This is a genomic window from Azospirillum sp. NS33 (assembly GCF_059703765.1).
The window spans coordinates 1-26,333 of record NZ_BAAKJB010000011.1; the positions used below are offsets into that span (position 1 = coordinate 1).

The 26,333-nt window shown below is 78.1% G+C and carries 5 protein-coding genes; all 5 read left to right on the forward strand.

Going from position 1 to position 26,333, the window contains the following annotated elements:
* Positions 1 to 3,917: SDR family NAD(P)-dependent oxidoreductase (locus tag AC6H2I_RS11630; RefSeq protein WP_497500798.1), on the forward strand; the 3,917-nt coding region annotated here is incomplete at its 5' end.
* Positions 3,914 to 4,720 carry an SDR family oxidoreductase gene (locus AC6H2I_RS11635; protein ID WP_497500799.1) on the forward strand — a complete coding sequence of 269 codons (807 nt, stop codon included), beginning with the start codon at positions 3,914 to 3,916 and terminating at the stop codon, positions 4,718 to 4,720. The genes AC6H2I_RS11630 and AC6H2I_RS11635, both read left to right, overlap by 4 nt.
* A 17-nt stretch (positions 4,721 to 4,737) precedes the next feature.
* Positions 4,738 to 23,829, forward strand: coding sequence for an SDR family NAD(P)-dependent oxidoreductase (locus tag AC6H2I_RS11640; RefSeq protein WP_497500800.1), 19,092 nt, complete (start codon positions 4,738 to 4,740; stop codon positions 23,827 to 23,829).
* Positions 23,816 to 25,111, forward strand: a complete 1,296-nt coding sequence (locus AC6H2I_RS11645) for a beta-ketoacyl synthase N-terminal-like domain-containing protein (RefSeq protein WP_497500801.1) — start codon at positions 23,816 to 23,818, stop codon at positions 25,109 to 25,111. The genes AC6H2I_RS11640 and AC6H2I_RS11645 overlap by 14 nt, the downstream gene beginning before the upstream one ends.
* On the forward strand, positions 25,108 to 26,331 hold the full coding sequence (locus tag AC6H2I_RS11650) for a hydroxymethylglutaryl-CoA synthase family protein (protein WP_497500802.1): 1,224 nt from the start codon (positions 25,108 to 25,110) through the stop codon (positions 26,329 to 26,331). The genes AC6H2I_RS11645 and AC6H2I_RS11650 overlap by 4 nt, the downstream gene beginning before the upstream one ends.
* Positions 26,332 to 26,333: the final 2 nt, after the last annotated feature.

Here is a 26,333-nt window from a genome sequence, read left to right on the forward strand (position 1 = left end):
GGGCCGGCACGGCCGCCCGCGGCGCGCCGCCGCCGCCGGCCGGTGCCGACACCGCCGCCCTGGCCGCGTCCTGGGTGGCCGGGGCGGCCCTGGACCCGGCGGCGCTGCACACCGGCGCGCGGCGCCGGGTGCCGCTGCCGACCTATCCCTTCGCGCCGCGGCGCTGCTGGATCGACATCGCCCCGGCCCGCCCGGCCGCCCCCGGCCCGGTCGCCCCTGGCCCGGCCGGGCCGGCGACCCGCCGCTTCGACCCGGCGGAGCCGCGGCTGGCCGACCACGCCGTGGCCGGCGTGCCGGTGGTGGCGGGGGCGCTGCTGCTGGACTGGGTGCGCACGGCGACCGGCGCCACCGCGCTGCGCGGGATCGCGTGGCGCGAGCCGCTGCGCCTGGACGACGGTGCCGCGACCGCGACCCTGGAGCGCGACGGCGACACCGTCACCATCACCAGCGGCGGCCGGGCGCGCGCCAACGCCGTGGTGGCGGCGGCCGGGCCGGTGCCGCCGGCCATCGCCACGGCGGCGGCCGGCGAGCGGCTGGAGGGCGACGCGGTCTACGCCGCCCTGGGCACGGCCGGCGTCGCCTACGGGCCGTCGTTCCGCCACATCGCCCATGTGGTGCGCGGCGACGGGGCGGTCCTCGCCCGGCTGGAACCGGGCGCCGGCGCCGAGCCCGGCACGGTGCTGGACGCCGTGTTCCAGACCACCTTCGCCCTGCTGCCCGAGGGTGGCGGCGGCGCCTACCTGCCGTTCACCATCGACACCCTGTCCTGGTGGGGCGCGGTGGCGGGGCCGCTGTGGGTGCACGGCGTGCGCCGCGGGAGCGGCGAGGGGCATGTGCTGCTGGACTTCACCGTGGCCCGGGACGACGGCACCCCGGTGCTGGGCGTGGAGGGCTTCGCCGCGCGGCGTGTCGCGGCCCCGCCGCCGCTGCGCCTGCTGCGCCCGATGTGGGCGGCGGCCGACCGCCGCGCCGGCCCCGACCGGGCCGCCGGCACCCTGCTGGTCATCGCCACCCCCGGCGGCGAGGCGGTGGCCGAGGCCCTGGCCGCCGCCGCCCGGCACCGGCCGGTGCGCCGCCCGCCCGCCGACGGGCCGTGGTCCTTCGACGGCGTGGCGACGGTGGCGGTGACCGTCGAGCACGGCGACGCCCGGGTGGTGCTGGAGTGCCTGCTGCGGGTCATGCAGGCCGTCCAGGCGACGGCGGTGCGGCCGCTGCCGGCGCTGCTGCTGGTGACGGCCGGCGCCCAGGCGGTGCCCGGCGACGCCGCCCCGGCGCGTCCGGTGGGCGCCGCCGCGGTCGCCTTCGTCAAGGCGGCGGCCCGCGAGATCCCCGGCCTGGGGCTGCGCCTGGTGGACGTGGCGAGCGCCCACCGGGCCGGCGACGCGCTGACCGCGGGCGAGGAGCCGGCGGACGCCGAGGTCGCGGTGCGGCGCGGCGTCCGCCACGTCAAGCGGCTGGAGCCGGTGGCGCTCGACCCGCCCGCGGTGCCGGCCTGGCCGCGCGGTGCCGTGGTGCTCATCGCCGGGGGCGCCAGCGGGATCGGCGCGGCGCTGGCGCGGCGGCTGGCCGCCGGCGCCGCGGCGCGGCTGGTGCTGGTGGGCCGCAGCCCGCTGGACGGCGCCCGCCGCGCCCTGGTGGCGGAGCTGGAGCGGCTGGGCGGCGAAGCCGTCTATGTCAGCGCCGACCTGTCCGACGCCGCCGCCGTGCGCGCCGCGGTCGCCCAGGCGCGGGACTGCTTCGGCGCCGTGCACACGGTGGTGCATTCGGCGTTGGTGCTGCGCGACCGGGCGCTGGCCCGCAGCGGACCGGCCGACCTCGCCGCGGTGCTGGCGCCCAAGGTGGCCGGCCTCGATCATCTGCTCGACGCGCTGGGGCCGGGCGGGGCGGAGCGGCTGCTGGTGTTCTCCTCCTCCAACGCCCACACCGCCAACCCGGGCCAGGCGGCCTACGCCGCGGCCAGCGCCCATGTCGACGCGGCGGCGCTGCGCTGGGGCGGGACGGCGCGGGTCATCGACTGGGGGTTCTGGGGCGACACCGGGTCGGTCGCCGACGCCGAGCACCGCGACCGGCTGGCGGCGGTCGGCGTCTTTCCCATCGCCACGGCGGAGGGGCTGGAGACCATCGACCGGGTGCTCGCCGGCCCGGCCCCGCGGCTGCTGGCCCTGCGGGTCGCCGACGCCCTGCTGGAGCCGCTGGGGGTGCTGCCGGGCCCGGCCGGGCGCTGGCGGCCGGGCGGCGCGCCGGCGGTGTTCGACGCGCTCGCGCACCGCCTGGAGGAGGCCGCACGGGCCGCGGCCCCGGCGGCCGACGGCGCCGGTTTCGCCCGGGTCGACGCCTACGCCGCGCACGGCCTGTGGCTGGCCCTGCGGCGGGCGGCGGTGCCGCTGGACGAGGACTCCATCGTCACCGGCCTGGGCGTCGCCCCGGCGCGGCGCCGCCTGGTGGCGGCGCTGCTCGACGTGCTGCGGCGGGCCGGCCTGCTCGACGGCGGCGCCGCGACCGCCGAGCGGGCGTGGCGGGAGTCGCGGGCGGGGCTGCTGGCGGAGTCCGCCGACGCCGGCCCGTACCTCGACCTGCTCGACCACTGCCTCGACGCCCTGCCGGACGTGCTGGCCGGGCGCACCGACCCCGCGGAGGTGCTGTTCCCCGGCGGCTCGACCCACCGGGTGGAGGCGATCTACCGCGGCAACGCGGTGGTCGACTTCTACCAGGGTCTGGTCGCCGCCGCCGTCGCCGAGGCGGTGCGGCGCCACCCCGGCGACGCCCCGGTGCGGGTGCTGGAGGTGGGGGCCGGCACCGGCGGCACCACCGCCTTCGTGCTGCCGGCGCTGGCCGGGCTGGGCCGGGCGGTGGACTACCGCTTCACCGACATCGGCCGTGGCTTCCTCGACGCCGCGCCGGTGCGCTTCGCCGAGCATGGCTTCGTGCGCTACGAGGTCTTCGACGCGGAGCGCCCGCCCGGCCCCCAGGGCATCGCGGAGGGGAGCGTCGACGTCGTGCTCGCCGCCAACGTGGTCCACGCCACCCGGCGCATCGACGCCACCCTGGCCAACCTCAAGGCGCTGCTGCGGCCGGGCGGGGTGCTGGTGCTGAACGAGGCGACGGCGGCGGCCGATGTCAACACCCTGACCTTCGGCCTGACCCCGGGCTGGTGGCGCTTCGAGGACGAGGGCGCGCGCCTGCCCCACAGCCCGCTGCTGGACGAGGCCGGCTGGCTGGCCGCCCTCGACGCCGCCGGCTTCCGGCCCGCCCGTGCCTTTGCCGCCGCCGGGGGCGGCCTGCAGCGGGTGCTGGTGGCGGCCAGCGACGGCTTCGTGCGCGCCGCGGCCCCGGCGGCGCGGGCCGTCCGGGCGGTGGCGGCGGCGGAGCGCAGGATGGCGGCGACGGCCCCGGTCGGGGAGCGCGGCCGCTGGATCGAAGGGGTGGTCCGCGACAAGGTGGCGGCGGCGCTCAAGCTCGGCGTGGAGGAGGTGGACCTGGACGGCAGCTTCTCCGAGTACGGGGCGGACTCGATCATCAGCGTCGACCTGGTGCGCCAGTTGAACGAGGCCTTCGGCATCGAGCTGAAGACGACGACGCTGTTCAACTACGCCACCGTGCGCGAGCTGGCCCGCTTCATCGCGCTGGAGCACGGCGACGGCATCGCCGCACCCGCCGGGGCGGTCGACGAGCGGCTGAGCAGCGCCAAGCAGCGCACCCGGCGCCTGCGCGACGTCATCCGCCGCCGGCTGGACGCCGCGCCGGTCAACCAGGAGCGCGCGTTCCTGGAGCGGGAGCAGTCCCGTCAGCCGCCGCACCCCCCCGGCCCCCCGGGGGCGGAGAACGACGAACCCAACGACCTCGCCGCCGTGCTGCGGCGGCTCGAAGCGGGCGATCTCGACTGGCGGGACGCCGTGGCCTTGAAGGTGGACGCATGATCACGCGCTGTTTCGCCCCCGACCTGTTCGCCGGCAAGACGGTGTTCGTCACCGGCGGGGCCGGCACCATCAACGTCGGCATCGCCAAGGGGTTCGCCGAACTGGGGGCGGCGGTGGCGCTGGCCGGGCGCACCGCCGGGACGCTGGAGGCGGCGGCCGAGAGCCTGCGCGCCCTGGGGGCGCGGGCCCTGCCGGTGGTGGCCGACGTCCAGGACTACGCCGCCGTGGAGGCGGCGCTGGCGGCGTGCGAGCGCGACCTCGGCCCGGTCGACGTGCTGGTGTGCGGTGCCGCCGGCAACTTTCCCGCCCCGGCGGAGCAGATGAGCGCCGACGGCTTCCGCAAGGTGGTGTCGATCGACCTGATGGGCTCCTTCAACGCCGCGCGCGCCGCCTTCGACCAGCTGCGCCGCACCCGCGGCTGCATCGTCTTCGTCTCCGCCACCAACGCCCTGATGCCGTTCGCCTACCAGGTCCATGTGGGGGCCGCCAAGGCGGGCATCGACAGCCTGATGCGCGGCCTCGCGCTGGAATGGGGCAAGCACGGCATCCGCTGCAACTCGGTGCTGCCCGGCCCCATCGAGAAGACGGAGGGGCTGAGCCGGCTGCTGACCTCGGAGGACATCGAGACCCTGCGCCACTACGTGCCCGTCGGCCGCTTCGGCACGGTGGAGGACGTGGCCGCGGTGACCCTGTTCCTGGCCTCGCCGCTTGCCTCGCTGCTGACCGGCGTGGCCCTGGTGGCCGACGGCGGCCAGTCCTTCTCCGGCTCGGCCATGCTGGCCGAAGTCATGATGAACCCCTGAGAGCGGAGCCGCGCCCGATGCCCCGCGACGTCGAAGAGACCGGCCTCAAGGCCCTGCTGTTCCGCATGGTGGCCGACAAGCGCCTGAGCGCCGAGCAGGCGCTGGAGTTCGTCGCCCGGGCGCGCGAGCAGGCCCCCGGATTCCGCCTGGACGCCCCCGGCCAGGCGCCGGCTCCGGCGCCGCCGGCGCCGATCGCCGTGGTCGGCATGGCCGGGCGCTTCGGCCCGGCCGGCGACCTCGACGCCTTCTGGTCGCTGCTGGCGGAGGGCAGGAGCGGGGTCGGCCCGCTGCCGGAGCATCGGCGCAAGCCCGGCGGCGCTGTCCCGGTGGGCGCCTTCCTGCCCGACCACGACCGCTTCGACCCGCTGTTCTTCCGCATCTCCCCCACCGAGGCCGCGCTGGCCGACCCGCAGCAGCGGGTGTTCCTGGAGGAGGCCTACCGCGCCCTGGAGGACGCCGGCTACGCCGAGGAGGCGGTGGCGGGCCAGCCGGTCGGCGTGTTCGTCGGTGCCGGCTCCGGCGACTACGCGCGCGAGCTGGACGACGCCGGCGAGGGATCGGGGCCGCTGGCCCTGATGGGCAACGTCGCCTCGATCCTGGCGGCGCGCATCGCCTACCACCTCAACCTCAAGGGGCCGGCCCTGGCGGTGGACACCGCGTGCTCGTCGTCGCTGGTGGCGGTCCACCTGGCCTGCGAGGCGATCCGCGCCGGCACCTGCACCATGGCGCTGGCCGGCGGGGTCTGCGTCATCAACACACCGCTGTTCCTGGCCTCCATGCGCGAGGCCGGCATGCTGTCGCCGAGCGGCGCCTGCCACACCTTCGCCGCCGCCGCCGACGGCTTCGTCGCCGGCGAGGGGGCGGGTGTCGTGGTGCTGAAGCGCCTGTCCGAGGCGGTGCGCGACGGCGACCACATCTACGGCACCATCCTGGCCAGCGGCGTCAACCAGGACGGCCGGACCAACGGCATCACCGCCCCCAGCGCCCCGTCCCAGGCGGCGCTGGAGGCGGCGGTCTACCGCGCCGCCGGCATCGACCCGTCCACCCTGTCCTACGTCGAGGCCCACGGCACCGGCACCCCGCTGGGCGACCCCATCGAGATCGAGGCGCTGACCACGGCGTTCCGGCAGTGGACCGGCGCCACCGGTTTCTGCGCCATCGGCTCGGCCAAGACAAACATCGGCCACACCCTGACCGCCGCGGGGGTCGCCGGGCTCATCAAGGTGCTGCTGGCGCTGCGCCACGGCACGCTGCCGCCGTCGCTCAACTTCGCCGCCCCCAACCCGCGCATCGACTTCGCCGCCACCCCCTTCACCGTCCCCGCCACCGCCCGGCCCTGGCCGCCGGTGCCGGGGACGCCGCGCCGCGCCGCCGTCAGCTCCTTCGGCTTCTCCGGCACCAACGCCCATCTGGTGGTGGAGGAGGCGCCGGCCCCGGCGCCCCGTCCCGACCCCGACTCCGGCGCCGGCCCCTGGCCCTTCCCGGTGTCGGCCAAGTCGGCCGAGGCGCTGGAGGAACGCTGCCGGACGCTCGCCGCGGCGTTGCGCCGGGCCGGCGACGCGCACCCGGCCGATGTGGCGTGGACGCTCGCCACCGGGCGCAGCCATTTCGCCCACCGGGCGTGCGTCGCGGCCTCCACCCTGGCGGCGGCGGCGGCGGCGCTGGAGTCCGGTGCGCTGGAGTCCGGTGCGGCGGCGACCGGTGCGGCGGTGGACGACGCCGACGCCCGGCGCTATCGGGCGGGGGAGGCGGTGGACTGGGCGCGGCGCTTCGGCGGACCGCGCCGGCGGGTGCCGCTGCCCGGCCATCCGTTCCGCCGCATGCGCTGCCGCCTGGCGGACCGCGTCCCGGCCGGCGATGCCATCGCCGCCGCCGCCGCCGCGGTGCAGGACCGGGCCGACCCGGCGCTGGCCGGGAGCGGGGCCGGCTTCGCGGCGGTCGAGGCGTGGGGGCGCCGCGCCATGGTGGCGGCGGTCGCCGGCATGGGCGCCTTCGCCGGCGACCGCCGGGCCCTGACCCGCGAAGCGCTGCGCCGCCGTCTCGGCGTCGCCCAGGCGCGGCGGCGGCTGTTCGACGCGCTGGTGGCGATGCTCGACGCGATGGGCCACGTGACCCTCGAAGGGGATCTGGTGCGGCTGCGCCCGGGGGCCGTCCCGGACCCGGAGGCGCTGGACGCGGAGCGGCGCCGTCTGGAGGCGGAGCAGCCGGAGCTGGCGCCGTTCCTGACGCTGCTGGCGCGCACCACCGGCGCGCTGCCCGACCTGCTGACCGGCCGCATCGCCCCGGCGGAGGTGATGTTCCCCGACGGCCGCATGGACCTGGTGGAGCCGATCTACCAGGGCAACCGCCTGGCCGGCCTGTTCAACGACCTGCTGGCCGCGGTGGTCGCGGCGGCCCGGCCGCGCCGGGTGCTGGAGGTGGGGGCCGGCACCGGCGGGGCCACCGCCGGCACGCTGGCGGCGCTGGGCGCCATCGAGCGCTACGACTACACCGACGTCTCCCTGGGCTTCACCCAGTTCGGGCGCGGGCGCTTCGCCGCCGCCCATCCCTTCCTCGCCTTCGGCACCCTGGACCTGGAGCGCGACCCCGAGCACCAGGGCTTCGCCCCGGGCGGGCACGACGTGGTCGTCGCCTCGAACGTGCTGCACGCCACCCGCAGCCTGCCCGCCACCCTGGCCCGGCTGTGGCGGCTGGTCCGCCCCGGCGGCCTCCTGGTGCTGAACGAGGTCACCGCGGTGCAGGACTTCGCCACCCTCACCTTCGGCACCACCGACGGCTGGTGGGCCTTCGAGGACCGGAGGCTGCCCCACGCGCCGCTGCTCGACGTGGCCGGCTGGCGCCGGGCGCTGGCCGAGGCCGGCTTCCCGGAGACCCGCGCCTTCGGCCTGCCCGGCGTCGCCGAGGCGGAGCTGGGCCAGGCGGTCCTGGTGGCGCGCCGTGACGACCGCCCGGCCCCGGTGGCCCCGGCGGCGGCCACCCCGAGGGCCGCGGCAACCCGGCCGGCGGCGGCGGTGGCAGCCGGCCCCTCCGCGCCCCCGGGCGACGTGGTGGCGGTGGTGCGGCGCATCGTCGCCGACGCCCTGACCCTGCCGGTGGCCGAGGTCGACCCGCGCGGCCGCTTCATGGACTACGGCGTCGATTCCATCCTCGGCGTGCAGCTGGTCGGCCGGATCAACCGGCGCTGGGGCCTCGACCTGCGCCCCACCGTGCTGTTCGATCACCCCACCGTCGCCGATGTCGCCGCCCATCTCGTCCGGGAGCACGGCGCCGGCGACGCCCGGCCGCTGCCGCGGCCCACCCCGGTCCCGGAGGCGGGCGGCGATCCCGGGTCGCCGGGCGGTGGCGGCGGAGAGGGCCCGCCCGGCGCCGTCGCCGTCGTCGGCATGGCCGGGCGCTTCGCCGACAGCCGCGACCTCGAGGGCTTCGCCGCCATGCTGGCCGAGGGGCGGTCCGGCATCGTCGACATCGCCGGCCGCTGGGGCCGCGACCTCGAGGCGCTGGAGCGCGAGCGCGGGATCGACGCCCGCTTCCTGCGCCGTGGCGGCAACCTGCCCGGCATCGACCGCTTCGACCCCCTGTTCTTCCGCATCTCCGGCCGCGAGGCGGAGCTGACCGACCCCCAGCACCGGGTGTTCCTGACCGAGGCGTGGCGCGCCCTGGAGGACGCCGGCTACGGCGAGGCGGCGCTTGACGGGCAGCGCTGCGGCGTCTTCGTCGGCGCCCATGGCGGCGACTACACCCACGCCATGGCCGCGGCGGGCGTGGTCCCCGACGCCTTCGCCTTCATGGGCAACGCCGCCTCGATCCTGGCGGCGCGCATCGCCTATCTCCTGAACCTCAAGGGGCCGTGCCTGGCGGTCGACACCGCGTGCTCGTCGTCCCTGGTGGCGGTGCACCTCGCCTGCCGCAGCCTGGCCGACGGCGAGTGCGCGATGGCCCTGGCCGGCGGCGTCTTCATCAACACCACCATGGGCTTCAACACCGCGGCGTCGAAGGCCGGCATGCTGTCGCCGACCGGCGCCTGCCACACCTTCGACGCGGCGGCCGACGGCTTCGTGCCCGGCGAGGGCGCCGGGGTGGTGGTGCTGAAGCGCCTGGCCGACGCGGTGCGCGACGGCGACCATGTCTACGCCACCATCCTGGCCAGCGGCATCAACCAGGACGGCAAAACCAACGGCATCACCGCGCCGTCCATGCAGTCCCAGGCCGAGCTGGAGCTGGCGGTGTGGGAGAAGGCCGGCATCGACCCCGCCGCCCTCTCCTATGTGGAGGCCCACGGCACCGGCACCCGCCTGGGCGATCCCATCGAGGTCGAGGCGCTGACCCGCGCCCTGCGCCGCTTCACCGAGGCCCGCGGCGTCTGCGCCATCGGCTCGGTCAAGACCAACGTCGGCCACGCCGCCCACGCCGCCGGCATCGCCGGGCTGATCAAGGTGCTGCTGCAGTACCGCGACGGCACCCTGTTCCCGTCCTTGAACTTCCGCGAGGCCAACCCCGACCTGCACCTGGAGGACAGCCCGTTCCGGGTGGTGACGCAGGCGCGGCCCTGGACCGGCACCCGGCTGGCGGCGGTCAGCTCCTTCGGCTTCAGCGGCACCAACGCCCACGTGGTGCTGGCCCCGCCGCCGGCGGCGGAGGGTCCGGCAGCGGAGCCGCGGCCGGTCCGGCTGGTGGCGCTGTCGGCCAAGACGCCGGCCGCGCTGGAGCGCCGCAAGGCCGACCTCGCGGCCTGGCTGGAGCGGCACCCCCAGGCCGACCTGGCCGACCTCGCCCACACCCTGGGCTGGGGCCGCAGCCATTTCGAAGAACGCTGGGCCGCCGAGGTCGCCGACCTGCCGTCGCTGGCGCGGGCGCTGGCCGGAGCGCCGGCCGCCGGCCCCCTGGCCGGGGCGTATCGGGCGGGGGAGGCGATCGACTTCCGCGGCCTCAACCCCGGGGCCCGGCGCCTGCCGCTGCCGACCTATCCGTTCGAGGAGGAGCGCTATTGGCTGCCGGAGGGCACCACGGCTCCGGCGGGGCGGGGCGCCGACCGTCCCGCCCTCTTCACCCCCCACTGGGCCCCGGCCCCGCCGCCGGCTCCGGCGGCGGCGACGGCGCTGCTGGTGATCGGCGGTACGCCGGCCCTGCGCGCGGCGCTGGCGGCCCTGGGCCACCGGGTGCTGGCGGCGGGCGCGGCCGAGCCGCCGGGGGCCGTGCTGCTGCTGGACGACGCCCCGCTGCGCCCGCTGTTCGACCTGGTCCACGCCCTGTCGCCGCGGCTGGGGGCGACGCGCGTCCCCGTGCTGGCGGTGCACCATGGCGGCCCGGCGGCGGACGCCGCGGTCGGGTTCACCCGGTCGCTCGCCTTCGTCGGCAGCCCGCTGGCGGTGCGCTCGGTGGCGGTCGACGGCGCGCCGGACGCGGCCCTGCTGGCGGCCGAGCTGGCGGATTTCGGCCCCGGCCATCCCCTGGAGACCCGCTGGCGGGACGGCCGGCGATTCGCCCGGCGCCACGGCGCGTTCACCCCGGCGGCCAGCGCCACCCCGGCTGGCGGCGTCTGGCTGATCGCCGGGGGCGGCGGCAGCCTGGGCCTGCGCGTCGCCCGCCATCTCATCGACCGGCACGGGGCGCGGGTCGCCCTGGTCGGCCGCAGCGCGCCGGAAGGCGCGCGCGCCGCCGCCGTCGCCGCGCTCGGCGACCGGGCGGCGTGGTTCACCGCCGACGTCACCGACGCCGGGGCCCTGGACGCGGCGGTGCGGGGGGCGGTGGCGCGCTTCGGGCCGATCACCGGGGCGCTGCACGCCGCCGGGGTTCCCGGCGGCGCCGTGGTCACCGGCAAGGACTGGGCCGAGTTCGCCCGGGTCTTCGCGCCCAAGGCCGACGGGCTGGTGACGCTGGACCGTGCGCTGGCCGGCCAGCCCCTGGCGTGGTTCGTGGTCTTCTCCTCGCTGGCCGCGGAGATGGGCGATTTCGGCCAGGTGGACTACGCCGCCGCCAACGCCTTCGCCGCCCGCTACGCCGCGCAGCGCCGCGGACCGGGCCGTGGGCGGGCGCTCGCCTGGCCGCTGTGGCGGGGCGGACGGACGGTGATGTCCGAGGCGGGAGAGCGCCTCTACCTGGAGACCGCCGGCCTGCCGATGCTGGAGCCGGACGCCGGCCTGGCGGCCTTCGACGCCGCCCTCGACCCCGAGGCGCCCGCCGAGATCGTGGTCGTCCCCGGTGATCCCGCCCGCGCGGCGGCGCTCCTCGCCGCCGAACCGCCGCCCCCTGCCCCGAGCGGAGACCCCATGCCCGACGCCTCCGGCGAGTCCCTGCGCCCGGCCCTGGAACGCCGCCTCGTCCAGGCGGTGGCCCGGCTGCTCAAGCTCGATCCGGCGCGGGTCACCCCGCGCGCCGAGCTGGGCGCGTTCGGCTTCGATTCCATCGCCCTGAAGACCTTCGCCGACGACCTCTCCGGCCTCTACGGGGTGGCGATCACCCCGGCCGTGTTCTTCGCCCACGGCACCCTGGACGCGCTGGCCGGCCACCTTCTGGAGGCCCACGCCGACGCGGTGAGGCGGGTCGATGGGGCAGCGGCGGCGGCGCCGGTGGCCATGGCACCACCGCCCGCCGCCGGCGTGGACCCGGCGCCGGTGGCGCCGCCGCGGCCGCCAACCTCCGGCGCCCTGGCCGCCGGCGCCCTGGCCGCCGGCGCCGTGGCCGCCGGCGCCGTGGCCATCGTCGGCATGGCCGGGCGGTTCCCCGGCTCGCCCGACCTCGACGCCTTCTGGGACAACCTCGTGGCCGGCCGCGACCTGGTCGGTCCGCCGCCGGCGGGACGCGGCGCCGGCCTGCCGGAGGCCGGCTACATCGCCGATGTGGAGGCCTTCGACGCCGCCTTCTTCCGCCTGCCCGCGCGCGAGGCTGTGCTGATGGACCCGCAGCACCGGCTGGCCCTGGAGACGGTGTGGCACGCCCTGGAGGACGCGGCCATCGCGCCGTCGTCGCTGGCCGGCGCCGCCGCCGGCGTGTTCTTCGGCCAGCAGGTCAACGCGTACGCCCGCCTCATCCCGCCCCACGCCGAGGGCCAGGCCAAGGCGGCGCTCGGCAACATCGCGGCCCTGCTGCCCAACCGGATCTCCCACCTGCTCGACCTGCGCGGCCCCAGCGAGGCGGTGGACACCGCGTGCTCCTCCGCCCTGGTGGCGGTGCACCGCGCGGCGTCGGCGCTGCTGGCCGGGGAGTGCGACCTGGCGTTGGCCGGCGGGGTGTCGGTGATCCTCGACCCGGGCAGCGTGGAGACGACGACCCGGCTGGGCGTGCTGTCGCCGGGCGGGCGCTGCCGCACCTTCGACGCCGGGGCCGACGGCTACGCCAAGGGCGAGGGCGTCGGCGCCGTGGTGCTGAAACGCCTCGACGACGCGCTGGCCGCCGGCGACCCCGTGCGTGCGGTGATCCGCGGCAGCGCCGTCGGCCATGGCGGCCGCGCCCAGTCGCTGACCGCCCCCAACCCGGTGGCCCAGGCCGATGTCATCCGCCGCGCCCTGGGCCGGGCCGGTGTCGACCCCGCCACCGTCACCGCGGTCGAGGCCCACGGCACCGGCACCGAGCTGGGCGACCCCGTCGAGGTCGACGGGCTGAAGCGCGTGTTCGGCCCGGCCGGGGACGCCGGCGTGTGGTGCGGCCTGGGGGCGGTGAAGAGCAACATCGGCCATCTGGAGCCGGCCTCGGGCATCGCCGGGCTGGCCAAGATGGTGCTGGCGCTGCAGCACGGCCACCTGCCGCCGACGCTGCACGTCCGCACCCCCAACCCGTATCTGGGGCTGCAGGGCAGTCCGTTCCGCCTGCTCACCGAGGGCGGCCCGTGGATCCCGCCCGGCGGGGAGCCGCGCCGTGCCGGGGTCAGCGCCTTCGGCTTCGGCGGCGCCTACGCCCATGTGGTGCTGGAGGAGGCGCCGTCGCCCGCCCTGCCGTCGCCCGCCCCGCCGTCGCCCGCCCCGCCGTCGCCCGCCCCGCCGTCGCCCGCCCTGCCGCCGGCCGCCGGGGGGCCGGTGCTGCTGCCCCTGTCGGCCCGCGACCCGGACCGGCTGGCCGCCCTCGTGGAGACGCTGGCCGCCCATCTGGAGCGGCATCCCGGGCTGTCGCCGGCCGATCTCGCGGTCACCCTCCAGACCGGGCGCGACGCCATGGCGGCGCGGCTGGCCCTGGTGTGGGCACCGGGCGAGGACCTGGCGGCCCGCCTGCGCGCCGCCGCCGCGCACCTGCGCGGCGCCGCGCCGGGCGACGGCCTGCACGTCGGGCGGGACGGCGGGGCCGCCGGCCTGCTCGGCGATTCGCCGGAGGACCGCGCCTTCGTCGCCGGCCTGGTGGCGGCCGGCCGGCTCGACCGGCTGGCCGCGCTGTGGGTGGCCGGCGCGCCGGTGGAGTGGGCCGCCCTGCCGCGGCCGGCCGCGGCGCGCCGGGTGCACCTGCCGGGCTACCCCTTCGCCCGCACCCGGCACTGGGTGGACGGCGTGCGCGCGCCCGGCGCGCTCCTCGCCCCCGCGGTCCCGGCGGTGGCGTCGCCGGCCCCCGCCGACCCGCCGGACGGCGGAGGGCACGGCGGAGGGCACGGCGGAGGGCCTGGCGGGGACGTGGACGCCATCCGCGAGGCGGTGCTGGAGCTGGTCGCCAACGCCCTCTACCTCGCGCCGTCGGACGTCGACCCGCGGACCAGCTTCGCCGATCTCGGCCTCGACTCCATCCTGGCGGTGGAGCTGACCAAGGAGATCAACGACCGCCTGGGCACCGCGCTCCAGGCCGCCCGGCTCTACGACTACGGAACGGTGGAGGCGCTGGCCGGCCATCTCGCCGGCACGGCGGTACCGGCACCGGTTCCGGCGGCTGCAGCCGCGGCGGCTCCGGTCCACGCCGCGGCACCCGTGCCCGAGGCGTCCCGGGTCGACGTGCGCGGTGTCGTGCGCCGGCGCATCGCCGAGGTGCTCTACGTCGACGAGGGCGCGCTGGACGACACCGTCAGCTTCACCGACCTCGGCCTCGATTCGATCCTGGCGGTGGAGGTGACGCGCACCCTCAACGACGATCTCGGCACCGACCTCCAGGCGACCCGGCTCTACGACCACGCGACGGTGGCCGATCTCGCCGCCTTTCTGGAGCAGCGCATGGCCGCGCCGCCGGCCGAATCGCCGGCCGAATCGTTGGCCGGGCCGGCGGCCGCCGCGCCGCTGCCGGACGGGGCGGGCCCGGTGCTCGACGCGCTGGTCGGCCTGGTCGCCGGGGCGCTGGGCGGGGGGCCGGTCGACCCGGCCGCCCCGCTCGACCGCTTCGCCCTGGCGCCGGAGGCGGCGGCGCGCATCCTGGAGGCGGTGCGGGGGCGCTTCGGCGTGGCGCTGGACGCCGGCGACGTCGGCCGCTGCCGCGACCTGCGGGCGGTCGCCGCGCTGGTCGTCGCCCGGATGGCGCCTCCGGAGCCGCCGCCGTCCGGGGGCGGCGGCCGGCCGGCGGCGGCCGGTGGCCCGGCTCCGGCGGCGGCCGCCGCCATGCCCGCCCCGCTGCGGTCGCAACCGGCTCCCGCCACCTCCGCCGCGGGGCCGGCGGAGGTGGCGGTGATCGGGCTGGCGTGCCGGTTCCCCGGCGCGTCCGACGCCGACGCCTTCTGGCGCAACCTGCGCGACGGCGTGTGCAGCACCGGCCCGGTGCCGCCGGAGCGCTGGGACGCCCGGGCCGCCGCAGCGGGGCTGGCCGACGCGGCGCAGCGGCGGGCCGCCGGCTGGGGCGGCTTCGTCGACCGGGTCGACCGCTTCGACCCCCTGTTCTTCAACCTGTCGCCCAAGGAAGCGGAGCTGATGGACCCCCAGCAGCGCCTGTTCCTGGAAGAGGCGTGGCACGCCGTCGAGGACGCCGGGCTGACCCGCGAGGGGCTGTCCGGTGCGGCCTGCGGCGTCTATGTCGGGGTCGGGCAGGGTGACTACAGCCGCGTGCTGCCCGACGACCCGGAGCGCCTGACCGGGCAGCTCCTGCTCGGCAACACCTGCTCCATCCTCACCGCGCGCATCGCCTATTTCCTCAACCTCACCGGCCCCGCCGTGGCGGTCGACACCGCCTGCTCGTCCTCGCTGGTGGCGCTGCACCTGGCGGCGCGGGCGATCCTGGACGGGGAGTGCGACCTGGCGCTGGCCGGCGGCGTCAACCTGACGCTGACCCCGCAGATGCACGCCATGACCGCGGCGTCGGGCATGCTGGCGCCCGACGGGCGCTGCAAGACCTTCGACGATGCTGCCGACGGCTTCGTGCCGGGCGAAGGGGTGGGCGTGGTGGTGCTGAAGCGCCTCGACCGGGCGCTGGCCGACGGCGACCGCATCCACGGCGTCATCAAGGGGTCGGCCACCAACCAGGACGGCAAGACCAACGGCATCACCGCGCCCAGCGCGCTGTCCCAGGAGCGCCTGGAGCGCCGGGTCTACGAGCGCTTCGCCATCCCGGTGGAGGGGATCTCCTACGTCGAGGCCCACGGCACCGGCACCCGGCTGGGCGACCCCATCGAGGTCGACGCGCTCACCGCCGCCTTCCGCCGCGACACCGACCGCACCGGCTTCTGCGCCCTGGGCTCGGTCAAGAGCAACATCGGCCACACCCTGGCCGCCGCGGGCATCGCCGGGGTCATCAAGGTGCTGCTGATGCTGCGCCACCGCGCCGTGCCGCCGTCCCTGCACTTCACCACGCCGAACCGGCACCTGGACTTCGCCACCACACCCTTCGTCGTCAACGACCGGCTGCGGCCGTGGACTCCGCCGGCCGGCGCAGCGCGGCTGGCCGCGGTCAGTTCCTTCGGATTCAGCGGGACCAACGCCCATGTGGTGCTGGCGCAGGCCCCGGCCGGCGCCGCGCCTGTGGCCCCGGCCCCGGCCCCGGCCCGACCGTGGAGTCTGGTTCCGCTGTCGGCCCGCTCCGCGGCCGCGCTGGACCGCGCGGCGGCGGCGCTGCTGGCGCGGCTGGAGGGGCCGGAGGCGCCGGGCCTCGGCGATCTCGCCTTCACGCTGGCCCGCCGGCGCAGCCATTTCGAGCACCGCCTGGCCCTGGTGGTGCACGACCTCGACGAGCTGCGGGCGGGCTTGCGCGCGCTCGCCGCGGGGACGCTGCCCGGCATCGCCCGGCGCGGCACCGGCCGGGCCGGCGGGCCGGTCGGCGCGGACCGGCCGCCGCTGGAGCTGGCCGAGCGCTACGCCGCCGGCGCGGCCCTGCCGTGGGAGGCGCTGGCCCCGGCGGGGCGCGTGGTCGACCTCCCGGGCTACCCGTTCGAGCCGCTGCGCTGCTGGGTCGACACCCCGCCCCCGGCCCGGGCGACCGAGACGGCCCGGGCGACCGAGACGGTCATGACGACCGAGACGGTCATGACGACCGAGATGGTCATGACCCTTGCCCCCGATCATCCCTGGGTCGCGGACCACCGGGTGCAGGGGCGCCCGGTGCTGCCCGGGGTGGCCTATCTCGACCTGTTCCGCCGCGGCGGGGCGCTGCCGCTGGCGCTGCGGGACGTGATGTGGCGCCTGCCGCTGGTGGTCGAGGGCGCCGCCGCGGTCGCCGTGACCGAGGAGGGCGGCACCCTGTCCGCACGCCGTGGCACGGTGGTGCACGCCACCGCCCGCGCCGCCGCGGCGGACGCCCCGCCGCCGCCGCTCGACATCGCGGCGGTGCGCCGCAGCTGCCCCCGCGAGCGGCCGGTGGCCGAGGTCTACGCCCTGTTCGCGGCGGCCGGCCTCGACTACGGGCCGGCCTTCCGCGGCATCGCCCGGCTGTGGACCGGCGAGGGCGAGGCCCTGGCCGAACTGGCGGCGCCCGGGGACGGCGCCCCGCTGCCGCCCCAGGCGCTGGACGCCGCCCTGCAGGCGGCGGCCGGGCTCGCGCTCGGGCTGGACGGGGCGGGGGCGCCCTTCGTTCCCTTCTCGGTCGGGGCGGTGCAGGCGTGGGCGCCGGTCGCCGGCCCGTGCCTCGCGCATGTCCGCCGGCGGGGCGATGGCGACGCCCACAGCTTCCGCTGCGACGTGACCGTGACCGACCGCGCCGGCCGGGTGCTGGTGCGCTTCGAGGGGTTCACCGCGCGGGCGCTCCGGACCCAGGCGCCGCCCCCAGGGGAGGGCGAGGCCGCGGGCGAGTTCCTCCACCTCTGGCCGCGCTGGGTGCTGGACTCCGCGCCGCCGACGGCGCCCGCCTCCGGCCCGGTGCTGGTGGTGCACGGCGGGCCGGAGGCCGCGGTCGCCCACGCGCTGGCCGGTCGGGACGGCCGCGTCGTCAGCGACCGGCCACCCGACCCCGGCCGGCCGGCCGCGCTGTGGTTCCTGGCGTGGCGGGAGCCCGGGGCGCCGCCCCTCGACCCCGCCGCGCTGCGCGCCGCCGAACGGCGTGGCGTCTACCGCCTGCTGCACCTCGTGCGGGCCCTCGCCAGGGCCGACGCGCTGGACGGGCTGCGCCTCACCGTGGTGACGCGCGGCCTGCACGCCGTCACCGGCGGCGACCGGCCGGACCCGGCCTTCGGCGCGCTGGCCGGCCTCGCCAGGACCCTGGCGCGCGAGCACCCGGGGCTGCGCGTCGCGCTGGTCGATCTGGATCCCGGCGGCGACCCCGGCGACCCCGGTGCCCTGGACCGCCTGCGCGCCGAGCCCGCCGGGTCCGGCGCCGCGGTGGTGGAGGTCGCCCACCGCCGCGGCGGCCGCTTCGTGCTGCGGCCGCAGCGGGTGGCGCTGCCCGCGCCGGGCGCCCTGCCGCTGCGCCGCGGCGGGGTGTGGCTGATGGTGGGCGGGGCCGGCGGGCTCGGCGTGGTGTTCAGCCGCTGGCTGGCGCGGCGCTGCGGGGCGCGGATCGCCTGGATCGGCCGGCGGGCCGAGGACGCGGCCATCCGCACCGCGCTCGATGGCGTCCGCGCGGCGGGGGGCGGGGGCCGCCACCCCCCCCGCGACGCCACCGACCCGGCGGCCCTCGCCGGTGCCGTGGCCGTGGTCGAGGCGCAGTGGGGTCCGGTCACCGCCGCCGTCCACGCCGCCCTGGTGCTGCGCGACGGCGTGCTGGCCGCCATGGACGACGCCGCGCTGGCGGGGCCGCTGGATGCCAAGGCCGCGACCGCGGTCGCCCTGGCGCGGGCGCTGGAGGGGCGGGCGCTCGACCATTGGCTGGTGTTCTCCTCGGCCAACGCCTTCACCTGCAACCCGGGGCAGGCCAACTACGCCGCCGGCTGCACCTTCGTCGACGCCCACGCCGCGGCGCTGGGCCGCGAGCGGGGCTGGCCGGCGACCGTGGTCGACTGGGGCTTCTGGGGCGAGGTCGGGGCGGTGGCCGGCGCCGACTACGTCGCCCGGGCGCGACGCGAGGGGGTGGTGCCGATCCGCCCCGACGAGGGCATGGACACGCTGGAGCGCATCCTCGCCGCCGCCCTGCCGCGGGTCATGGTGCTGAAGGCGGAGCCCGCCCGCGCCGCCGAGACCCGCGCCGCCCTGCCGGTCCTGCTCAGCCGGGTCCCCGCGGCGGCGGTCGACGCCGCCGCGGTGGCGCCGGCGCTGCGCGCGCTGGAGGCGGCGGCCCCCCTGGACCGCGCCGCGGCGGACGCGGGCATGGGGGCGCTGCTGCGATACGGCCGGCACCGTCTGTTCCAGGTGCTGGCGCGGCTCGGCCTGTTCGCCCATGGCGGCGGGGCGGTCGACGCGGTGGCGGCCGACCTCGGCGTGGCCCCCGGCTACCGCCGTCGTCTGTTCGCCGCGCTGCTCGGCATCGCCGCGCGCGGCGGGCTGGTGCTGCGCCGCGACGGCGGCCTGGCGATCGCCGAATCCGGGGCCACGCCGTCGCCGCTGGAACGGCCGGGCGACCCGGCCCTGGCGGCACCGCTGGCGCTGCTGGACGCGGCGCTCGACGGGCTGGAGGACGTGCTGGCCGGGCGGCGCGAGGCGGCGGCCGTTCTGTTCCCCGGCGGCTCGTTCGACCTGGTGGAGGGGCTCTACCGTGGCAACGCCGCGGCCGACCGCTTCAACGCCCTGCTGGCCGGCGCCGTGGCGGCCCTGGCGGGGAGCGCGCGCGGGCCGCTGCGGGTGCTGGAGATCGGCGCCGGCACCGGCGGCGCCACCGCCGGCGCGCTGGCCGCCCTGGCGGGCACCGGGGCGGCGGTGGACTACGTCTTCACCGACGTCTCCGCCGCCTTCCTCGATCCCGCCGCCCGGCGCTTCGCGGACCACCGCTTCGTCACCTACCGCAGCTTCGACGTGGAGGGCGACCCGGCGGCCCAGGGGCTGGAGCCCGGCAGCGTCGACGTGGTCATCGCGTCCAACGTGCTGCACGCCACCCGCGACCTCGCCCGCACCCTGGCGAACGTCAAGGCGCTGCTGAAGGCGGGGGGCGTGCTGCTGCTGAACGAGGCGACGGCGGTGTCGGACTTCGCCACCCTGACCTTCGGCCTGACGCCGGGCTGGTGGGCCTTCGAGGACGCCGCGCGGCGCCTGCCGGACGCGCCGCTGTGCGACGGCGACCGCTGGCGCAACCTGTTGGAAAGCGCCGGTTTCGGCGCAGTGGTGGAGGCCGGTCCGGGGACCGGGCAGGCGGTCATCGCGGCGTGCGCCGACGGCTGGCTGGCGCGCCGCGAGGCGGTCGTCTTGCCGGCGGCCGCGGCCCCGGCCGTCGCGGCCGCGCCGGCGCCGGCGGTCTCCGGCGGCGGGGCGCTGGACTACCTGCGCGGCGTCTTCGCCGCGGTGCTGAAGCTGCCGCCGGAGAGCCTGGACCCGGACGAGAACCACGAGCGCTACGGCGTGGATTCCCTGGTGTCCATGGACATCCTGGCCCGCCTCAAGGAGGAGCTGGGGCCGCTGCCGCCGACCCTGCTGTTCGAAAATCCCACCCTGGGCCGGCTGGCCGCGGCCGTCGCCGAGCGGGTCGCCGACCGGGCTGGCGCCCAGGGCGGCGTTGCGGAGCCGGGCGCGACCGCCCCGGCGGAGCGCACCGTGCCGGACGAGGGCGACGTGCCCGTGGCCATCATCGGCATGGCCGGGCGCTATCCCGGGGCGGCCGACCTCGACGCCTTCTGGTCGCTGCTGCGCGAGGGGCGGTCGGCCATCACCGAGGTCCCGGCGGACCGGTGGGACGTCGCCGCCCACTGGTCGCCGGAGCCGGGGCAGCTGCGCGCCGGGCAGGGCAAATGGGGCGGCTTCCTGGAGGGGGTGGACGGCTTCGATCCCTTGCTGTTCCGCATCTCCCCGGCCGAGGCCGCGGTGATGGACCCGCAGGAGCGGCTGTTCCTGGAAACCGTGTGGGCACTGCTGGAGGACGCCGGCACCAGCCGGACCCGGCTGAGCGCCGGCGGCGCCCGGCCGGTCGGCGTCTTCGTCGGCGCGATGAACGCCGACCACCTGCGCCTGGGCGCCGACGACTTCGCCCGCGGCGGTCCGGGGCTGGCGGCGGGCGGCTTCTGGTCGATCGCCAACCGGGTGTCCTACGCCTTCGACTTCACCGGTCCGTCGCTGGCGGTGGACACCGCCTGCTCGGCGTCGCTGACCGCCATCCACCTCGCGTGCGAGAGCCTGAAGCGCGGCGAGTGCGACGCCGCGGTGGCCGGCGGCGTCAACCTGATCCTGCACCCGCTGGCCTCCATCGGCCTGTCGCGGGCCGGCATGGCCTCGCCCACCGGGCGCTGCCGCGCCTTCGGGGCCGGGGCCGACGGGCTGGTCCACGGCGAGGGGGTGGGGGCGTTGCTGCTCAAGCGCCTGCCCGACGCCCTGGCCGACGGCGACCGCGTCGAGGCGGTGATCCGCGGCGGCGCCATCAACGCGTCCGGCCGCACCGCCGCCTGGCTCGCCCCCAACCCCGCCGCCCAGGCCGAGGCGATCCGCCGCGCCTGGGCGCGGGCCGGGATCGACCCGGGCGCGGCGACCTACGTCGAGGCCCAGGCCGTGGGCTCCCCGGTCGGCGACCCGGTGGAGCTGGCCGGGCTCGCCCGGGCCTTCGCCGGGGTGGAGCGGGGGGGCTGCGCCCTGGGCTCCCTCAAGCCCAACATCGGCCATCTGGAGGCGGCCTCGGGGGTGGCCCAGGTGACCAAGGTGGTCCTGCAGATGCGCCACGGCGCGCTCTGCCCGTCGCGGGACGCCGACCCGCCCAACCCCGACCTGGACCTCCCCGCCACCCCGTTCCGGATCGCCACGCCCACACCCTGGGGCGGGCGCTTCGCCGGGGTCAGCTCCTTCGGCGCCGGCGGGGCCAACGCCCACCTCGTGCTGGAGGCACCGCCGCCGGCGGTGCGGACCGCGGCGTCGGAGGGCGCGGCCGGGGAGCAGCTGCTGCCCCTGTCGGCGGCGACGCCGGAGGCGCTGCGCGCCCTCGCCGGGCGGCTGGCCGCCGCGCTGCGCGGCGACGCCGGGCGGGAACGGCTGTGCGACGTGGCGTGGACGCTGCAGACCGGCCGCGAGGCCCTGGCCTGCCGCGCCGCCGTGGCGGCCGTCGCGGCGGCGGAGGCGGCCGCGGCGCTGGACCGGCTGGCCGCCGGCGCGTCACCGGCCGGGCTGCCGGCGGCGGGGCTGGCGTGGCTGCGCGGGGAGGCGGTGGACTGGGCGGCGCTGCACGCCGGGCCGCGGCACCGGGTGCGCCTGCCGGCCTACCCGTTCCAGCACCGGCGCTGCTGGTTCGCCGACCTGACGGCGGAGCTGGCGGCGCCCAGACCGGTCCCCCTTCCGGCGCCCGTGCCGACCCCCGTGCCGGCGACCCGGCGGGCGCTGGTGGTGGTGGGCCCGGGCGACATCGACGACCTCGCCGTGCGCGAGGAGCCGCTGGCCCCGCCGGGGCCAGGGGAGGTGGGGATCGCCGTGGAGGCCTTCGCGCTGAACTTCGCCGACCTGCTGTGCGCCCGCGGCCTCTACGCCAACATGCCGGCCTATCCCTTCACCCCCGGGTTCGAGGTGGCCGGGCGGGTCGAGGCGGTCGGGCCCGGCGTCACCGGCCTCGCCCCCGGCGATCCGGTGGTGGCGATCACCGGCGGCGCCGGCGGCCACGCCGACCGGGTCACCGTGCCGGCGCATCTGGCGGTGCGCCGCCCGCCCGGCCTGTCGGCGGCGCAGGCCTGCGCCGGGCCGATCGGCGTCCTCACCTACCAGCAGGCGGTGCAGCGCAGTGCCCTGGCGGCCGGCGAGACGGTGCTGATCCACGGCGCCGCCGGCGGGACCGGCCCGATCGCCGTGCAGTTGGCCCTGGCCGCCGGGGCGACGGTGATCGCCACCGCCGGCTCGCCGGAGAAGGTGGCGTTCCTGGTCCGGCTGGGGGTGGCCCACGCCATCGACCACCGCGCCGAGGAGTTCGCGGCGCGGGTGCGCGCGTTCACCGGCGGGCGCGGCGTCGACGTGGTGTTCAACACCCTGTCGGGCGACGCCATCCAGAAAGGCATCGACCTGCTGGCGCCCGGCGGCCGCTACGTGGAGATCGCCATCACCGGGCTGAAGACGGCGCCGAGGCTCGACCTGTCGCGGCTGACCGAGAACCAGAGCCTGATCACCCTCAACCTCGGCCGGGTGCTGGCGACACCGGACCAGGCCCGGGCGGCGCTGGCGGCGATGGCCGAGGCGCTGGCCAGCGGGCGGGTGCGCCCGGTGCTGGACCGCACCGTCCCCTTCGCCCGGGTGCGCGACGCCTACCGCCGGCTGGCCGAGCGCGCCAACACCGGCAAGGTGGTGGTGGTGATCGACGGCAGCGTGCCGAACGCCGCCGCGCCGGCGCCAGCGCCGACGGGGGCGCCGACGGGGACACCGACGGGGGCGCCGGCCGGTCTCCCGGGTGTGCGCGAGGCCCTGTGCCGGGCCTTGCGCCTGGAGCCGGGGGAGCTCGACCCCGACCGGCCGCTGCCCGACTACGGGCTCAACTCGGTGATGGCGGTGGCGGCGGTGCGGGCGATCCGCGACGCCACCGGCCGCGCCGTCCCCGCCACCGCCCTGTGGGAACACCCGACGCTGAACCGGCTGCTGGGGTTTCTGGCGGCCGACGACCCCCCGCAGGCGCCCGCGCACCCGGCCATGCCGCACGACCCCGTCCTGGTCGCCCGCGCGGAGGGCGACGCCCCGCCCACCTTCTGGGTGCACGGTGCGCCGGGCGAGGTGAGCTGGGTGCTGCCGCTGGCCCGGGCGCTGGGGCCCGACGTGCCGGTCTACGGGCTGGAGGCCCGGGGGCTCGACGGCCGCCATCCGCCGTTAGAGAGCGTGGCGGCCATGGCCGACCACTACGCCGCCGCCATCGCCCGCACCCGGCCCACCGGGCCGCTGTGGCTGGGCGGCTATTCCGGTGGCGGAATCATCGCCTTCGAGACGGCGCGCCGCCTGCTCGACGCCGGCCGGGCGGTCGAGCGGCTGGTGCTGCTGGACGCCTACGCCCCTGGCAACCCCGGGCTGGAGGGGATGGGCGCCGCCTATGGCGAGGGTTTCGTCTACCAGCTCGCCGGGAACTGGTTCGGGCGGGAGTGGGGCGGCGCGCCGCCGCTGGGCGAGGGCGACCTCGCCGGGCTCGACAAGGAGGGGATGCTGGACCGCGTGCTCGACCACCTCTACGCCGCCGGCCACCCGCCCATGGAGCGGCCCGAGCTGCGCCGCCTGATGGAGGGGATGGACCGCATCGGCCGGGTCAACGGCCGGGCGCTGGGGGCCTACCGGGCGGAGCCCCTGGCGGGGGACCCCGACGTGCTGCTGGTGCGCTGCGCCCAGGGCATGTGCGGCCCGGACAATCCCTACCGCCTCCCCGCCTTTCTGGAGACCCTGGACTACCGGGACGGCTGGGACGCCCTGTTCCGGCGGCCGGTGCGGCGCACCGAGATCGACTGCGACCATTTCCGCCTGGTCGAGCCGCCCTTCGTCGAGCGGCTCGCGGCGGCGGTGCTGGCCGAACCGGCGGCCGCGGCGGAGGACCCGGTGTTCGCCGTGGTGCGGGCGCAGATCCTGGCGGTCCTGCCCGAGCTGCCCGCCGACGCCATCGTGCCCGGGCGCAGCCTGACCGAGCTCGGCGCCAACTCCATCGACCGGGTCGAGGTGGCGACCGCGGCCATGGAGGCGCTGGGGGTGGTGGTGCCGCCCCAGGCGCTGGCCGGGGTGGCCAGCATCGGCGATCTGGTGGCGGTGCTGAAGGCCCATGGACCGGCCCGTGCCGCGGCCTGAGGGGGCGGCGCCGGGGCGGATCGTCGTCACCGGCGTGGGCGCGGTGACGGCGCTGGCCGTCGACGCGCCGGGTCTCGCCGCGGCGCTGCGCGCCGGGGCCTGCGGCGTGCGGGCGCTGGCGCCCGGCGAGATGCCGGCCCTGGGGCCGCTGCGGGTCGCCGCACCGCTGGCGCCGGGCTTCTCCTGGGACGGGCGGCTCGCCGCGGTGGCGGAGCGCTGGCCCGAGCCGGCGGCACGGGGCAGGAAGGTGCTGCGCACCGCCACCCCGGCGCTGCGGGCGACCGCGGCGGCGGTGCTGGAGGCGGCGGGGCAGGCCGGGCTGCTGGAGGGCGGCGTCGATCCCGAGGGCACCGGGCTGGTGGTGGGCGGCAGCAACCTGTCCCAGGGCTACGTGGTCGAGGCGCTCCGCCGCTTCGAGCGGGAGCCGGCGTGGACGCCGGCGCGCTACGGCGTGCAGGTGTTCGACACCCATTGGGTCGGTGCCCTGTCGGCGCTGCTGCCGGCCCACGCGGCGGGGATGACGGTGGCCGCCGGGGCGGCCAGCGGCCACGCCGCGGTGACGGCGGCGGTGGACCTGATCCGCGCCGGCCGGGCGGCGCGGGTGGTGGTGGCCGGGCCGATGGCCGATTTCTCTGCCCTGGAGTGGCACGCGCTGGCCAGGATCGGGGCGCTGGCCCAGGGCCGGCCGGGGCAGGAGCCGGCGGACTGGTGCCGCCCCTTCGACGCCGACGCCAGCGGCTTCGTGCCGGGCGAAGGGGCCGGCGCCCTGGTGCTGGAGGACGCCGCCGCGGCCGCCGCCCGCGGCGTGCCGGCGCTGGCCGAGGTGCTGGCGGCCGAGCTGCTGCTGGACGGCACCGACCAGCCCGCGCCCTCGGCCCGGGGCGAGCGGCGGGCGATGGCGCGGGCGCTGGCCCGGGCCGGGCGGGCGCCGGACGCGGTGGGGCTGGTGTCGGCCCACGCCACCTCCACGCCGGCAGGCGACGCGGCGGAGGCGGCGGCCATCGCCGCGCTGTTCGGCACCGCCGGGGGGCCCTGGGTGAACGCGCTGAAAGGGCTGCTGGGGCACACCTTCTTCGCGTCGGGGGTGGTCGGGCTGGTGGCGGTGGTGGCGCAGGTGCGCGGCGGCTTCGTCCACGCCAACCCCCATCTCCTCCGGCCGGTGGCCGGCGGTCTGCGGCTGTGCGGGCCGGCGGCGGTGGAGGCGCGCGTGGAGCTTGCCCTGAGCAACGGCTTCGGCTTCGGTGGTTTCAACGCCTGCGTGGCGCTGGGGAGGGTGGAATGAGCGTGGGCATCGAGGCCATCGGCGTGTACGGCGGGCGGGCCTTCATCGACGTGGCCGGGCTGGCCGAGGCCCGCGGGCTCAACCGGGCCCGCTTCGACAACCTGCTGATCCGGCGCAAGACGGTGACCCTGCCGTTCGAGGACCCGGTGAGCCTGGCGATCAACGCCGCCAAGCCCCTGGTGGACGCCCTGGCCCCGGCACGGCGGGACTCGGTCGAGCTGCTGATCGTCGCCAGCGAATCCGGCGTCGACTTCGGCAAGTCCATGGCCACCTACGCCCAGCACCACCTGGCGCTGCCGCGCCATTGCCGCCTGTTCGAGGTGAAGCAGGCCTGCTACGGCGGCACCGCCGCCCTCCAGATGGCCCTGGCCCATGTCCGCGCCGCCGCCCACGACGCCCGGGCCCTGGTGATCTGCACCGACACCGCACGCCCGGTGCCCCATTCCTACGCCGAGCCGACGCAAGGGGCGGCCGGGGTCGCGCTGCTGGTGGGGCGCGAGCCCGACGTGCTGGCGGTGGAGCCGGTGTCGGGGGTGCACGGCTACGAGGTGATGGACGCCTGCCGCCCGACTCCCGACCTGGAGACCGGCGACGCCGACCTGTCGCTGCTCACCTATCTCGACTGCATGCAGCAGGCCTTCGCCGCCTACCGCCGGCGCGCCGGGGACGTGGATTTCCAGGACCATTTCGCCTTCCTGGCCTGCCACACGCCCTTCGGCGGCATGGTCAAGGGCGCCCACCGCACCATGATGCGCAAGTTCAAGCCGATGCCGCCGCCCGCCGTGGAGGCCGATTTCCGCCGCCGGGTCGAACCGTCGCTGCGCTGGTGCCAGGAGGTCGGCAACATCTATTCCGGCACCGTCTTCCTGGCGCTGGCCGGGCTGCTGGACGCGGTGCCGCTGGAGGGGCCGACGCGCATCGGCCTGTTCTCCTACGGCTCCGGCTGCTGCTCGGAGTTCTATTCCGGCATCGCCGACCGCCGCTCCCACGAGGCGGTGCGGCGCCTCGGCCTGGGCGCGGCGCTGGCCGACCGCCGCGAGCTGCCCATCCCCGTCTACGACCGCGTGCTGGAGGCGCAGAAGGCGCTGCCGGCGGGGCTTCGCGACGCCACCCCGGGCACCGCCGGGTTCGACGAGCTCTACCACGAGGGGTTCGCCGGGCGTGGCCTGCTGGTGCTCGACCGCATCGCCGGCTACCACCGCCAGTACCGCTGGAGCTGAGG

Coding starts and splice junctions, on each gene's coding strand:
- AC6H2I_RS11640 (WP_497500800.1), top strand. CDS start 4,738: ATGCCCCGCGACGTCGAAGAGACCGGCCTCAAGGCCCTGCTGTTCCGC.
- AC6H2I_RS11635 (WP_497500799.1), top strand. CDS start 3,914: ATGATCACGCGCTGTTTCGCCCCCGACCTGTTCGCCGGCAAGACGGTG.
- AC6H2I_RS11650 (WP_497500802.1), top strand. CDS start 25,108: ATGAGCGTGGGCATCGAGGCCATCGGCGTGTACGGCGGGCGGGCCTTC.